At 38.7% G+C, this 12103-nt stretch carries 24 protein-coding genes; all 24 read right to left on the reverse strand.

Annotated elements, in window-relative coordinates; genetic code table 11:
• Window positions 1-7: 7 nt before the first annotated feature.
• Window positions 8-226 (reverse strand): translation initiation factor IF-1, encoded by a 219-nt coding sequence (gene infA, locus P9M13_06345; protein ID MDP8262902.1) that lies wholly within the window; start codon window positions 224-226, stop codon window positions 8-10.
• Window positions 205-963 carry a type I methionyl aminopeptidase gene (gene map, locus P9M13_06350; GenBank protein ID MDP8262903.1) on the reverse strand — a complete coding sequence of 253 codons (759 nt, stop codon included), beginning with the start codon at window positions 961-963 and terminating at the stop codon, window positions 205-207. The genes infA and map overlap by 22 nt, the downstream gene beginning before the upstream one ends.
• Before the next feature lie 45 nt (window positions 964-1008).
• A complete protein-coding gene (locus P9M13_06355) occupies window positions 1009-1662 on the reverse strand; it encodes an adenylate kinase (GenBank protein ID MDP8262904.1) in 654 nt (217 codons plus the stop codon).
• A gap of 2 nt (window positions 1663-1664) precedes the next feature.
• The gene (gene secY / locus P9M13_06360) at window positions 1665-3008 is read right to left on the reverse strand and encodes a preprotein translocase subunit SecY (GenBank protein MDP8262905.1); all 1344 of its coding nucleotides are present in this window, start codon (window positions 3006-3008) and stop codon (window positions 1665-1667) included.
• A gap of 74 nt (window positions 3009-3082) precedes the next feature.
• Complete coding sequence (gene rplO, locus P9M13_06365; GenBank protein ID MDP8262906.1) at window positions 3083-3550, reverse strand: 50S ribosomal protein L15; 468 nt, start codon at window positions 3548-3550, stop codon at window positions 3083-3085.
• A gap of 24 nt (window positions 3551-3574) precedes the next feature.
• Window positions 3575-4078, reverse strand: coding sequence for a 30S ribosomal protein S5 (rpsE, locus tag P9M13_06370; protein MDP8262907.1), 504 nt, complete (start codon window positions 4076-4078; stop codon window positions 3575-3577).
• A 63-nt stretch (window positions 4079-4141) separates the two neighbouring features.
• A complete protein-coding gene (gene rplR / locus P9M13_06375) occupies window positions 4142-4504 on the reverse strand; it encodes a 50S ribosomal protein L18 (GenBank protein MDP8262908.1) in 363 nt (120 codons plus the stop codon).
• Between the two features lie 12 nt (window positions 4505-4516).
• Entirely contained in the window at window positions 4517-5053 is a 537-nt protein-coding gene (rplF, locus tag P9M13_06380) for a 50S ribosomal protein L6 (protein ID MDP8262909.1), read from the reverse strand.
• Window positions 5053-5451: a 30S ribosomal protein S8 gene (rpsH, locus tag P9M13_06385; protein ID MDP8262910.1), complete on the reverse strand. Its 399-nt coding sequence runs from the start codon at window positions 5449-5451 to the stop codon at window positions 5053-5055. The genes rplF and rpsH overlap by 1 nt, the downstream gene beginning before the upstream one ends.
• Window positions 5452-5470: 19 nt before the next feature.
• The gene (locus P9M13_06390) at window positions 5471-5656 is read right to left on the reverse strand and encodes a type Z 30S ribosomal protein S14 (protein ID MDP8262911.1); all 186 of its coding nucleotides are present in this window, start codon (window positions 5654-5656) and stop codon (window positions 5471-5473) included.
• A gap of 2 nt (window positions 5657-5658) precedes the next feature.
• Complete coding sequence (rplE, locus tag P9M13_06395) at window positions 5659-6204, reverse strand: 50S ribosomal protein L5 (protein ID MDP8262912.1); 546 nt, start codon at window positions 6202-6204, stop codon at window positions 5659-5661.
• Between the two features lie 17 nt (window positions 6205-6221).
• Window positions 6222-6539 (reverse strand): 50S ribosomal protein L24, encoded by a 318-nt coding sequence (gene rplX / locus P9M13_06400; protein ID MDP8262913.1) that lies wholly within the window; start codon window positions 6537-6539, stop codon window positions 6222-6224.
• Window positions 6540-6579: 40 nt separating this feature from the next.
• The gene (gene rplN, locus P9M13_06405) at window positions 6580-6948 is read right to left on the reverse strand and encodes a 50S ribosomal protein L14 (GenBank protein ID MDP8262914.1); all 369 of its coding nucleotides are present in this window, start codon (window positions 6946-6948) and stop codon (window positions 6580-6582) included.
• Between the two features lie 37 nt (window positions 6949-6985).
• On the reverse strand, window positions 6986-7258 hold the full coding sequence (gene rpsQ, locus P9M13_06410) for a 30S ribosomal protein S17 (GenBank protein MDP8262915.1): 273 nt from the start codon (window positions 7256-7258) through the stop codon (window positions 6986-6988).
• Between the two features lie 11 nt (window positions 7259-7269).
• Window positions 7270-7473 carry a 50S ribosomal protein L29 gene (rpmC, locus tag P9M13_06415; protein ID MDP8262916.1) on the reverse strand — a complete coding sequence of 68 codons (204 nt, stop codon included), beginning with the start codon at window positions 7471-7473 and terminating at the stop codon, window positions 7270-7272.
• A gap of 61 nt (window positions 7474-7534) precedes the next feature.
• Complete coding sequence (gene rplP, locus P9M13_06420) at window positions 7535-7951, reverse strand: 50S ribosomal protein L16 (protein ID MDP8262917.1); 417 nt, start codon at window positions 7949-7951, stop codon at window positions 7535-7537.
• Window positions 7952-7963: 12 nt separating this feature from the next.
• Window positions 7964-8665 carry a 30S ribosomal protein S3 gene (gene rpsC / locus P9M13_06425; GenBank protein ID MDP8262918.1) on the reverse strand — a complete coding sequence of 234 codons (702 nt, stop codon included), beginning with the start codon at window positions 8663-8665 and terminating at the stop codon, window positions 7964-7966.
• A gap of 22 nt (window positions 8666-8687) precedes the next feature.
• Entirely contained in the window at window positions 8688-9242 is a 555-nt protein-coding gene (gene rplV / locus P9M13_06430) for a 50S ribosomal protein L22 (protein ID MDP8262919.1), read from the reverse strand.
• 60 nt (window positions 9243-9302) lie between these two features.
• Complete coding sequence (gene rpsS, locus P9M13_06435; GenBank protein ID MDP8262920.1) at window positions 9303-9587, reverse strand: 30S ribosomal protein S19; 285 nt, start codon at window positions 9585-9587, stop codon at window positions 9303-9305.
• 80 nt (window positions 9588-9667) lie between these two features.
• Window positions 9668-10504, reverse strand: coding sequence for a 50S ribosomal protein L2 (rplB, locus tag P9M13_06440; protein ID MDP8262921.1), 837 nt, complete (start codon window positions 10502-10504; stop codon window positions 9668-9670).
• 43 nt (window positions 10505-10547) lie between these two features.
• The gene (gene rplW, locus P9M13_06445; protein ID MDP8262922.1) at window positions 10548-10829 is read right to left on the reverse strand and encodes a 50S ribosomal protein L23; all 282 of its coding nucleotides are present in this window, start codon (window positions 10827-10829) and stop codon (window positions 10548-10550) included.
• Between the two features lie 36 nt (window positions 10830-10865).
• Complete coding sequence (rplD, locus tag P9M13_06450; protein ID MDP8262923.1) at window positions 10866-11492, reverse strand: 50S ribosomal protein L4; 627 nt, start codon at window positions 11490-11492, stop codon at window positions 10866-10868.
• A gap of 95 nt (window positions 11493-11587) precedes the next feature.
• Complete coding sequence (gene rpsJ / locus P9M13_06455) at window positions 11588-11896, reverse strand: 30S ribosomal protein S10 (protein MDP8262924.1); 309 nt, start codon at window positions 11894-11896, stop codon at window positions 11588-11590.
• An 80-nt stretch (window positions 11897-11976) separates the two neighbouring features.
• On the reverse strand, window positions 11977-12103 hold a 127-nt coding region (gene tuf, locus P9M13_06460), incomplete at its 5' end, for an elongation factor Tu (protein ID MDP8262925.1).

Genomic DNA, 12103 nt, shown 5'->3' on the forward strand with positions numbered 1-12103 from the left:
TGTTATCCTATTTCTCTCTGTATACAATTCTTCCCTTTGTTAGATCGTATGGAGACATTTCTACAAGTACTTTGTCTCCCGGAAGAATTCTTATATAATGCATTCTCATTTTACCTGAGATATGTGCAAGAATCTTATGCCCATTCTCCAGCTCAACACGAAACATCGCATTGGGCAGCAGTTCTAATACTACACCTTCTACTTTTATTGGTTCTTCTTTAGACATGTTAATATTTCCGGTCCATTTTCTGTTATTGCTATTGTATCCTCGTAATGTGCTGACGGCAACCCATCCTGAGTAACAACTGTCCATCCGTCATTCAACACCACTACGTCACTTGTTCCCATATTAACCATTGGCTCTATTGCTATCACCATTCCTGCTTTTAACTTCGGTCCTGTATGTGGAACACCATAATTAGGCACCTGCGGTTCTTCATGCATACTCGTTCCTATCCCATGCCCTACAAACGATTTTACTACTGAATACCCCTTATCGTTCGCATATTTTTCGATCACATGAGAAATATCGTGCAGTCGATTTCCCGGCACCGCTTGCTTTATACATTCCCTTAATGCTATTCGAGCAGTGTTTATCAGATCCATCTTCTTTTTAGATATTGTTCCTACGGGATAACTGCGTGCCATATCTCCGTAATAACCATCTTTAAAGACTCCGACATCTATACTGACAATATCACCTTCATTGATAATTTTCTCGCCGGGTATTCCATGAACTACTTCCTCGTTAATGGATACACAAATACTCCCAGGATACCCTCTATACCCTTTGAACGATGGCGTAACATCTTTTTGCGCCATAACAGCTAATGCTTCTTTCTCAAGCATTGTTGTTGTCATCCCCGGAGATATCTTCTTTTCAAGGCAATCAAGTATTCCAGCGGTTATTTCTCCACACCGCCGTAATTTATCGATTTCCTTTTTAGACCTGAGTATTATCATTTATTATAATCAAAGAACGTTCTATTTGTGTCTCTTAATAATTTATTATTTTCCCGAACTGCTCATTAATGCCGTAATCTCACCGTAGGCTGCATCTCTTTCAAGGTTCCCATTAACATCTTTTAAAAGACCCTTTGAGTCATAGTATTCTATTAACTCTGCTGTTTGTGAGTCATAAACATTCAGTCGGTTTAAAATCGTCTCTTCGTTATCATCAGAGCGTTGATACAACTCGCCGCCACATTTATCACAAACGCCCTCTTCTTTAGATGGCATAGTAAAAATATTATATGTTGCGCCGCATTCTCTGCAAATTCTTCTTCCGCTCAATCTCCGAATTATTGTTGCACTCGATGTTTTTAGATTAATCACCATATCAAGCGATGCATTAAGCCCGACAAGTGTCTCATCAAGCTTTTGAGCTTGTAATAAATTTCTTGGAAATCCATCAAACAAAAATCCTTTTTGACAGTCATCCTGAGATAATCTCTCAGAAATAATTGAAAGAATAACCTCATCAGGAACTAACTCGCCCTTATCCATAAAGCTCTTCGCTTTAAGACCGATTTCCGTACCATTCTTAAGCGCTTGCCGTAATATATCACCCGTAGAAATATGCGGTATATCAAGGTCTCTTGACAATACACCAGCATGCGTACCTTTTCCAGCTCCCGGAGGTCCTAACAGTATAATACGCATAATTAATATCTACCCCTCATTTTCCCTTTTTTCATAAATCCATCGTAATGACGGGTAAGAAGATGGCTTTCTATCTGTCTCATCGTATCAAGCAACACACCAACTATAATGAGAAGTCCTGTACCGCCAAAAAAACTTGCTACAAGATACGGTATTTTTAACCACCCACTAATTATGCTAGGCAATATCGCAATAACTGCGAGAAATAGTGCTCCGGAAAGTGTAATTCTTGTCATAATGCTGTCAAACATATCTGCCGTTGCTTTGCCTGGCCGTACACCAGGAACAAAAGCACCATTCTTTTTCATATCATCAGCCCACTGTATAGGATTGAACTGTGTGGCTGTCCAGAAATAGCAAAAGAAAATGATCAGAAGAACATAACACATTGAATATAAAAAAGAACCGGGTGAAAGCCACATACTAAATGTTCTGAGTATCGGCGTATTAATAAAACTTCCTATTGTTGCAGGAAAAAGCAATATTGAAGATGCAAATATGATCGGTATAACACCACCATAATTTACCTTAAGCGGTATATATGTACTCTGACCGCCGTATACTTTTCGTCCAACAACACGTTTTGCATACTGAACAGGAACTTTTCGCTGCCCCTGTGTAAGAAGTATTACCGCAAAAACGACACCTAAAAACATGGCTACCATTAACACTAAAAGAAGCGGATTTCTTCCTCCGCCTTCAACACCTGGTTTCATTAAGTTGTATGTCATTCCTACCGCGCTCGGCAAACGTGAAATAATACCTACGGTAATAAGGATTGATATTCCGTTGCCTATACCCCGTTCTGTTATTTGCTCGCCAATCCACATGAGAAACACTGTTCCCGAAGTAAGTGTGAGCATGGTTAAAATCCTGAACGCCCATCCTGGATCGGGAACAATTATCCTACCATTGAAGGCAGCCGGGTTTTCCAACCAAAGCGCAATAAAAAATGCCTGAAATAACGCCAATACCACCGTACCGTAACGCGTGTACTGTGTAAGCTTTCTTCTTCCCGATTCACCTTCTCTAACCATTCTTTCAAGAAAAGGAATAACGGCAGTCAAAAGCTGTAATACAATCGATGCACTAATATACGGCATGATACCAAGCGCAAAAATAGTACAATTGTTTAATGCACCACCACTAAACAAATTCATCATGCCAAAGAGCGTTGCACCGCTTCTGCTGGCCATATCTTCAAAAAACTGGTTTAGTTGAAATCCATCAACTCCAGCAGTCGGAATATATGCACCAATTCTTACGACGATCAATAACCCCGCAGTAAAAAGCACTTTCTTCCGTAAATCCGGTATTTTAAATATATTTCTAAACGCTGCTAACATAATTGTTTCCGTATACTCTATGAGTAACGCTTACACACAAGATGTATACCCGTAATAACGAGCATACCGTCTTCTTATGCGGAAGCTTTTTCTGTTTTTGAATGGACATCAACGCATTTTCCGCCGCATTCTTCAATTTTTTTCTTAGCCACTGCGCTAAAACAATCAGCTATAACGGTAACCTTTTTCTTAACGTCACCATTACCAAGCACTTTAACACCGTGCTTAACATTTTTAATCATTTTCTTCTCTTTTAATACTTCAACAGACACCGTATCTCCGTCACTAAATGAATTTAAATCGGCTACATTAATTATTGTATAGTATTTCTTGAACGGATTACGGAATCCTCTTTTAGGAAGCCGTCTGTGAAGAGGCATCTGTCCGCCTTCAAACCCTGGTCGTGAACTAGCACCTGAACGTGATTTCTGTCCCTTATGCCCTCTTGTTGAAGTCTTCCCATGACCTGATCCAGGACCTCTACCAATCTTTTTCTTGGCTTTTCTGGCACCACGTGTATTTTTTAAATTCCACAACTCAATCATTATTCACCCTTCTATTTCCTGTTATTCTTTTTCAATCACTAATCCGCGTTCTTCTTCAACGATTTCTTTTGTGGTAAGACTTTCCAGGCCCTGCATAGTCGCTTTTACCACATTCATTGCATTATTTGAACGTAATGATTTTGTAAGCACGTCTCTAATACCCGCTGCTTCCAATACCGCTCTTACTCCACCGCCCGCAATAACACCTGTTCCCGGGGCTGCAGGCTTCAAGAGCACACGACTTGCCGCATATTTTCCGGTTATTTCATGAGGAATGGTCTGACCTTTCATGCTTACGCCAATGAATGATTTCTTTGCAGAGTCAATCGCTTTACGTATTGCAGATGAAACATCATTCGCTTTACCAAAACCGTACCCAACATGAGCAGCACCGTCGCCAACAACAACAAGAGCGCTAAAGCTAAAGCGTCTACCACCTTTAACCACCTTCGCGCATCTGTTTATTTTTACGACTTTTTCAATCAGATCGCTCTTTTCTACTTTGTTCTCACGGTAACCTGCCAACTTATTCCTCCTCTTTTTACTTCCTCTTAACTTATTCTATTTGTAATAGAATGTATTGTTGTCCTAAAACTTCAATCCCGCTTCACGCGCCGCATCTGCAAGCGCTTTTATTCGTCCGTGATACCTATATCCTGCTTTATCAAACACCACGGTTACCACTTTCTTTTCTTGTGCGGCAAGCGCAACTTTTTTTCCTAATTCTTTTGCACAATTAATATTAGATTTTGATTTTTTATCTTTACCAAAAGAAGCATCTACCGTAGATATCGCAGCAATGGTTACTCCTTTTTCATCATCAATAATTTGCGCATACATATTCTTCAAACCGCGGTGCACGCACAACCTTGGTCTTTCAGCTGTACCGCTCACTTTTTGTCTGGTTCTCAAATGCCTTCTTTTTCTTAATTCTCCACGTGTTTTTTTCATATTTTTATTCCTTTATCCGACTGTCTTACCGGCTTTACGCCGTACATGTTCATCTGAATAGCGAATACCTTTACCTTTATATGGTTCTGGCGGTAAAAATCTTCTAATCTCACTTGCAACTTCACCGACAAGCTCTTTATCAATGCCGTATACATCTAGCTTAACATTCTTTTCAACGTCAATTTTAACGCCTTCGGGGATGGTATATTTTACCGGATGCGAAAATCCAAGACTTAATTCAAGTATGTTCTTGTCAACCTTTGCTCTATATCCTACTCCGACAATCTCAAGCGTTTTCTTAAATCCTTGCGTAACGCCAAACACCATATTATAGATAAGGCTTCGCGTTAATCCGTGGAGCGCTTTATCTGTTGGAATATCGCTCGCGCGGGAAACTTCAATCTTGCTGTCTTCTAGTTTTACAGAAACATTATTATGAAATGTACGCTCTAGTTTTCCTTTTGGGCCACTTATCTTAACTACGTGGCCTTCTACCTTTACCTCAACACCCTGAGGAACATCAACTGGAATTTTACCTATTCTAGACATTATTTAACCTCACAAATTACTTCGCCGCCAACATTTTGTTTTTGTGCTTCAGTACCCGTTAATATGCCCTTGGAAGTCGTCAGTATGACAGTACCAAGCCCCCCAAGCACCTTAGTTATCTCTTCTTTTTTTGTGTATAATCTTAGTCCTGGCTTACTCGCTCTCTTTATATTTTTAATAACAGGTTTCCCTTCACGAGTATATTTCAATTCAACACATATAAAACTTTTGATTCCATCTTCAGTCTTATAATAGTTTTCAATATATCCTGCTTCTTTAAGTTTCTTTATTACTTCAAGTTTAATATTGGAATACGGCACATCAACTTTATCATACCGTACTTGAAGCGCATTTTTGATTCTAACTATCATATCAGCAATCGGGTCAGTCATTGTCATCGTTATATCCCCCTCTATATTACCAACTCGCTTTAATTACGCCAGGCAGCATACCCTGAGACGCGAGCTGACGTAAACATATCCTGCACATTTTAAATCTTCTTATAAATGCACGTGGCCGTCCGCAGCGCAAACATCTATTATACTTCTGTACTTTATACTTTGGTGTACGCGAACTCTTAACTATAAGACATCTTTTCGCCATAATTACTCCTTACCCTTAAAAGGCATTCCAAGCAATTCTAAAAGCTCACTTGCCTCTTCATCTGTTTTTCCTGTTGTTACAAACGTAATATCCATCCCTTGAGTTCTCTTAACTTTATCAAAATCAATTTCAGGAAATATCATTTGATCCGGCAGCCCCATCGTATAGTTACCACTTCCATCAAATGATTTCCTTGTTAACCCTCTAAAGTCCCTAATGCGAGGAATCGCAATACTCACCAATCTATCAAAAAATTCATACATTCTTTTATTGCGCAACGTTACTCTGCAGCCGATAATGTTGCCTTTGCGCAATCTAAAATTCGATATGCTTTTCTTTGATTTTTGCATTTGTGGTTTCTGGCCGGTAATAATCGATAGATCTCTTGCCGCTTCCTCTATAGCTTGCGGCTCGCTAGCAGCCTTTCCCACACCCATGTTAATAACTATCTTATCAAGTCTCGGAACTTGATAGACGGTTTTGTACTCAAACTTTTCCTTCATTTTTAATGCTATTTCTTCTTTATATTTTTTATGCAAACGTGCCATGGCTTTAACATCCTTACTTAAATTGTTTCTTCACACTTTTTACAGAATCGTTCTTTTCCTTCACTTCCTAAAGCGCGAATAGATACCCTCACGCCGGTTTTACATTTCCCGCAGTAAAACATTACATTAGAAAGAGGAAGAGGCCGCTCAACGTTAATAATTCCCCCTTGAGGATTATTTCTGTTTGGACGCGATGTCTTTTTTACAAAATTAATTCCCTCAACGAGCACTTTACCTGTTTTATAAAAGACATGGAGAACTCTTCCGGTCTTCCCATTGTCTTTACCTTTAATGGCAACTACTGTATCGTCTTTCTTTATCTTTGTTTTTATCATGATCACTACCTTTACTCTTTACCCTACCTTGTTTCATTCATTAAATAACTTCAGGTGCCAATGATATTATTTTCATAAAATTTCTTTCACGAAGCTCACGTGCTACGGGACCAAAAATACGAGTTCCTTTTGGATTAAGTTGATCGTCAATTATCACAATTGCATTTTTGTCAAACCGCAAACTAGAGCCATCATTTCTCTTGATAGCATTTTTTGTTCGAACAATAACGCCTTTGGCTATTTCACCCTTTTTTATAATAGAATCCGGATCAGCTTCTTTTATAGATACAACAATAACATCACCGATGGAAGCGTATCGTCTTCGTGTTCCGCCTAATACTTTTATACACATTACCTTTTTAGCTCCCGTATTATCGGCTACGTTGAGTCTCGATTGCATTTGTATCATAGTACTTCACCTTTCCTAATTTTCTGCATCACAATTTCTAAGCACTTGCCTTTTTCACAACTTCAACTAATTTCCATCTTTTTAATTTACTTAAAGGACGGCTCTCGACTATTCTTACCGTATCACCTTTTTTAGAAACATTGCCTTCATCGTGCGCATGGTATTTCCTGCTGCTTCTAATCACTTTTTTATACAATGGATGGCGATATGTTCTTTCAGATTTCACCACTACCGTTTTATCCATGTTGTCTGAAACAACTATTCCCAGTTTTTCTTTTACGTTACTCTTACTACTCTTGTCTTGGACCATTTCTTGTTTCCTTATTCTTTATTCTTGCCAGATTTTTTCTCATTTGCCACAGTCAAAATACGCGCAATATCATGCCTGAGTAATCTTATTTGACTTGGTTGTTCCATTTGACCTGTTTTACTTTGCAATCTTTTCTGCAATAAAGAGCTTCTTAATTCTCTTACCTTTACATCTATTTCTTTTTCAGAAAGCTCCCTCAGCTCTTTTGCTTTCATGTGACTCCCCTTATGTGATTATGTCAAATCGTGTTGTTGTTAACGCAAATGCTTACGGCTATTACATTCCTTGCCGTATTACTAATTTTGCTTTTAGACTCAATTTAAATGCACCGAGGCGCAATGACTCTTTTGCAATGACTTCCGGAACACCACCTATTTCAAATAACACTTTACCGGGTTTTATTGGTATCACCCATCCTTCAGGAGCACCTTTACCTTTACCCATGCGTGTCTCAGCCGGTTTTTTCGTAATTGACTTATCGGGAAACATACGCAACCATAATTTTCCCTTACGTTTCATATGTCGAGTAATAGCAACACGTGCAGCTTCTATTTGTATGTTTGATATCCATCCCCGCTCAAGTATCTGAAGACCATATTCTCCAAAACTGATCGTGGTACCGTTTGTTGCATTACCTTTAAGCTTTCCGCGTTGTGACTTTCTATACTTAACCCTCTTGGGAAGCAACGGCATCGTACATCTCCTTTATATTTTCTTTTCTTCAGCAGCAGCGTTCTCAGAATTATCTTGCTCGAGTGCTTGCTCTCTTTTCTTTTTAAGCGGTGATTTCTCACCTTTGCAAACCCATACTTTTACTCCAATGAGACCGTAGGTAGTATGAGATTCTGCAAAACCATAATCAATATCTGCCCGCAAAGTATGTAATGGTATCTTCCCGTCTTTTGCCCCATCCACACGCGCTATTTCAGCACCGTTTAGTCTTCCGGCACATCTGATCTTAATACCCACAGCGCCTGCGTCCATTGCAGCTTTAATCGACTTTTTCATTGCACGCTTATACGAAACTCTTTTTGCTATTTGAAGCGCTATGTTCTCGGAAACTAATTGCGCGTCAAGTTCGGCCCTTTTTATTTCTTCAATATCTATAACAACTTCTTTTTTTGTCATGAGATATAAATCTTCTTTAATTCTGTCAATCTCAGCACCTTTTCTTCCAATAACCACTCCCGGGCGAGAAGAGTGCAGGGTGATACGAATCTTATCAGCTGTTCTTTCAATTAATATACGAGAAATACCTGCTGAAAGAAGTCTCTTTTTGATAAACTTTCTTATCTTAAGATCTTCATGAATAGCAGCCGGATAATCTTTCTTATCACAAAACCATCGTGATGCCCAATTTTTATATACCGTTACTCGTATGCCTATCGGATTGACCTTTTGTCCCACAATACCTCCTCAACAATTCCTTTTATTTATTTGTCATACCCTTTTTTTCGTGCTGTCCAATCGCTTTTTGATCTTTGGATCTGACTACTTTATGTTGTGCTTTAGATTTTATTTTCTTATCTAGCTTTTGTAGTTTCTCTTGTGCTTTTGTATGCCCTGGTTTTTTCTTGTTGTTAGTTTTTCCCGTACCAGTATGCGGCTGAACAGCTTTTTGTTTAGTGTGCACCGCACTCACTTCGTCTTTGACACCGTCAGAAAGCACAATAGTGATATGACTTGTTTTCTTTTGTATCGGCGTCGCTCGCCCCATTGCTCTGGGGATAAATCGCTTTATTATAGGACCGCCGTCAACATACACTTCTTTCACAATAAGACTGTCAAGATCCTCAACTTCTTTAACCTTAGCGTTTGCGACAGCGCTTTTTAATGTCTTCCCAACAATCTTCGCTGCTTTTGAATTTGTGAAATTAAGCGTATTGATCGCAGCATTAACACGAGCTCCACGAATCAAATCTACTACATTCCTCGCTCTGCGAGTTGATACTCTTACATATTTTGTAATTGCTCTAACTTCCATTACAATTATTCTCCATTCAGTATTTTTAATAAGGAGATCTTACCACAAGGCACATTTGCGTTATTTATTAGCTGCTGTTTTATCAGCACCAGAACTATGTCTTCGAAATGTACGTGTTGGAGAAAATTCACCTAACTTATGTCCTACCATATTTTCAGAAACAAAAACCGGAAGAAACTTTCTTCCATTATGAACCATGAATGTATGTCCTACAAATTCAGGAACAATCATACTTCGTCTTGACCATGTTTTTACAGGCGATTTATGTGCGGACCGATTTAATTTCTCAATCTTTTTCATCAATTTCTCATCGATGAATGGTCCTTTTTTTACTGATCTCCCCATTGTTCCTCCTGTTACAGTTACTCATATTTACACGAAAAAAAGAGCGGCTATTATATAATAAACACTCGCAGATGCAAGAACTATTTTTTCTTTTTTCCTTTTCTCGGCTTTACGATGTATTTTGTTGATTTTCTTTTGCTTCTTGTCTTAGCACCTTTTGCCAGCTTACCCCATGGAGAACACGGATGTCTACCGCCGGATGAACGTCCTTCACCACCACCCATTGGATGATCTACAGGATTCATTGCGACACCTCTTACATGAGGGCGTCTCCCTAACCATTTTTTGCGTCCAGCTTTGCCTAGCGATATCGATTCATGTTCGATATTCCCTACTTGCCCTATTGTTGCAGTACAAACAATCGGCACTAACCGAACTTCACCAGAAGGAAGTTTGACATGCGCATTCTTTCCTTCTTTTGCCATAACTTCAGCACGTGCTCCTGCGCTACGTACAAGTTGCGCACCACGGCCTTTTTTTAGCTCAATATTGTGTATAGGCATACCAATAGGTATTTCTTCTAGTGGCATGGTGTTTCCGACTGCGATCTCTTGCTTTATTCCTGAAACGAGGATATCATCTACCTTCAAACCAACAGGAGCTATTATATAACGTTTCTCACCGTCTTTGTATACCAAAAGCGCTATCCGTGCAGACCGATTTGGATCATATTCAATGGATGCAACACGTGCAGGAATACCTAATTTATTACGCTTAAAATCGATCATCCTATATTTTCTCTTGTGTCCACCACCAATATGGCGTGACGTAATACGCCCCATACTGTTTCGCCCACCAGTTTTTGATGTCTTCTTCAATAACCGTTTCTCAGGCTTGTTCTTTGTGATTTCTGCAAAATCTGACACTGTTGCAAATCTTCGTGTAGATGTCGTTGGTTTATATTTTTTTATACCCATTCTTTACCTTCCTTACTCTCTCTAGATATTTTCAGCACTATTATTATTTTATTTCGATCTTGTCACCTTTTTTTAAAGTGACAATAGCTTTCTTTATTGCTGAAGTCATTCCAGCAACACGACGAACTCTTTTCATCTTTCCGCGCTGATTAATAATATTTACTGCTTCAACTTTAACATTAAATAACTTTTGGACAGCATTTCTAATTTCGATTTTGTTTGATCTGCGATCGACTTCGAACAAATATTTATTATGCTTTTCTGTTAATTCTGTCCCTTTTTCTGTTACTAACGTCGTTTTTATAACTATGTTTGGATCTCTCACGATTCCCCCCTTCCACTCACGGTGCACTTACATATATTATTTGCTAAATCTCTTGAGAACTTTTTCAAAAGCTTCTTTTGTTGTTACAATTTTTTTATGCGCTAATATATAATAAGTGTTTATTTCTTCAGATTTTATCACTTTTACTTCTTTTAAGTTTCTTGCTGATTTTTCAACATTCACATTTTTCTTATCGAGCACTAATAACACGCTACTACCGGCATTAATCTTTTCTAGCAATGCGATAAAATCTTTTGTTTTAATATTTTCCATCTCTAACGATTCAAGAACAATAATTGCGTTATTGTTTAATCTTTCTGCTATCACATGCTTTAAAGCACTCTTTTTTACTTTTTGAGGTAAAGTAATAGTAAAACTTCTCGGACGAGGGCCAAACGCTACTGCGCCTTTCCTCCACACCGGTGAACTCTTATCTCCAATACGTGCACGTCCGGTTCCTTTTTGTCTCCACGGTTTTTCACCAGAAAAACTTACCTCAGAGCGTGTTTTTGTACATGCCGTACCAGAACGCTGATTTGCTAAATATGCTTCTACACAGTCGCGAACAATCTTTTCATTTGCTTTATACTCAGCAATTTCCTGCGCAACATCAATTGTACTTACTGATTTTCCATTTTTATCTAATACTTCCAACGTTGACATAACTGACCTCTTCTCTTAATATATTTTGCCTGTCACTCAAACGGTAAACATAAACGTTTATTTATATTGCTTACCACTTACAGCTTATAGCTTATTTATACTTTTATCTTAATATCAACGCCAGACGGAAGATTAAGCTTTTTTAATTCATCTACCGTTTTAGCTGTTGGATTAACGATATCCAAAAACCTCTTGTATGTCCTTATTTCAAACTGTTCACGTGATTTTTTATCAACGTGAGGTGAACGCAAAACTGTAAAGCGTTCCGTTCGTGTAGGAAGAGGTACTGGCCCCACTACTCGCGAACCAGTTCTCTTTGCCGTTTCAACAATAGACTCTGCAGACTGATCCAAAAGTCGGTGATCATATGCCTTTAACCGTATTCTTATTTTTTGTCCTTCCACCACAGTGACTCCTTTGTTTATCACCTCCTGGTATTTTCATCCCTTTTGCGAAAACACCAAGAACTTTTAACTGTTTCTTTTTATTCAACAATATCAGAGATTCTACCGGCGCCGATTGTTCGTCCGCCTTCTCGTATCGCAAATCTCAAACCTTTTTCCATCGCTACCGGCACAATCAACTCCAACTCGATCGCTACATTATCTCCC

Origin of the sequence: Candidatus Ancaeobacter aquaticus, from assembly GCA_030765405.1 — a bacterium.
Lineage (GTDB): Bacteria > Auribacterota > Ancaeobacteria > Ancaeobacterales > Ancaeobacteraceae > Ancaeobacter > Ancaeobacter aquaticus.

Coding starts and splice junctions, on each gene's coding strand:
- rpsQ (MDP8262915.1), bottom strand. CDS start 7,258: ATGGTCCAAGACAAGAGTAGTAAGAGTAACGTAAAAGAAAAACTGGGA.
- rplB (MDP8262921.1), bottom strand. CDS start 10,504: ATGGGTATAAAAAAATATAAACCAACGACATCTACACGAAGATTTGCA.
- rpmC (MDP8262916.1), bottom strand. CDS start 7,473: ATGAAAGCAAAAGAGCTGAGGGAGCTTTCTGAAAAAGAAATAGATGTA.
- rplN (MDP8262914.1), bottom strand. CDS start 6,948: ATGATACAAATGCAATCGAGACTCAACGTAGCCGATAATACGGGAGCT.
- rplP (MDP8262917.1), bottom strand. CDS start 7,951: ATGCCGTTGCTTCCCAAGAGGGTTAAGTATAGAAAGTCACAACGCGGA.
- rplR (MDP8262908.1), bottom strand. CDS start 4,504: ATGAAAAAAACACGTGGAGAATTAAGAAAAAGAAGGCATTTGAGAACC.
- infA (MDP8262902.1), bottom strand. CDS start 226: ATGTCTAAAGAAGAACCAATAAAAGTAGAAGGTGTAGTATTAGAACTG.
- rplE (MDP8262912.1), bottom strand. CDS start 6,204: ATGGCACGTTTGCATAAAAAATATAAAGAAGAAATAGCATTAAAAATG.
- rplF (MDP8262909.1), bottom strand. CDS start 5,053: ATGTCTAGAATAGGTAAAATTCCAGTTGATGTTCCTCAGGGTGTTGAG.
- rpsH (MDP8262910.1), bottom strand. CDS start 5,451: ATGACAATGACTGACCCGATTGCTGATATGATAGTTAGAATCAAAAAT.
- rpsS (MDP8262920.1), bottom strand. CDS start 9,587: ATGGGGAGATCAGTAAAAAAAGGACCATTCATCGATGAGAAATTGATG.
- rplV (MDP8262919.1), bottom strand. CDS start 9,242: ATGGAAGTTAGAGCAATTACAAAATATGTAAGAGTATCAACTCGCAGA.
- P9M13_06355 (MDP8262904.1), bottom strand. CDS start 1,662: ATGCGTATTATACTGTTAGGACCTCCGGGAGCTGGAAAAGGTACGCAT.
- rplD (MDP8262923.1), bottom strand. CDS start 11,492: ATGTCAACGTTGGAAGTATTAGATAAAAATGGAAAATCAGTAAGTACA.
- rplX (MDP8262913.1), bottom strand. CDS start 6,539: ATGATAAAAACAAAGATAAAGAAAGACGATACAGTAGTTGCCATTAAA.
- P9M13_06390 (MDP8262911.1), bottom strand. CDS start 5,656: ATGGCGAAAAGATGTCTTATAGTTAAGAGTTCGCGTACACCAAAGTAT.
- secY (MDP8262905.1), bottom strand. CDS start 3,008: ATGTTAGCAGCGTTTAGAAATATATTTAAAATACCGGATTTACGGAAG.
- map (MDP8262903.1), bottom strand. CDS start 963: ATGATAATACTCAGGTCTAAAAAGGAAATCGATAAATTACGGCGGTGT.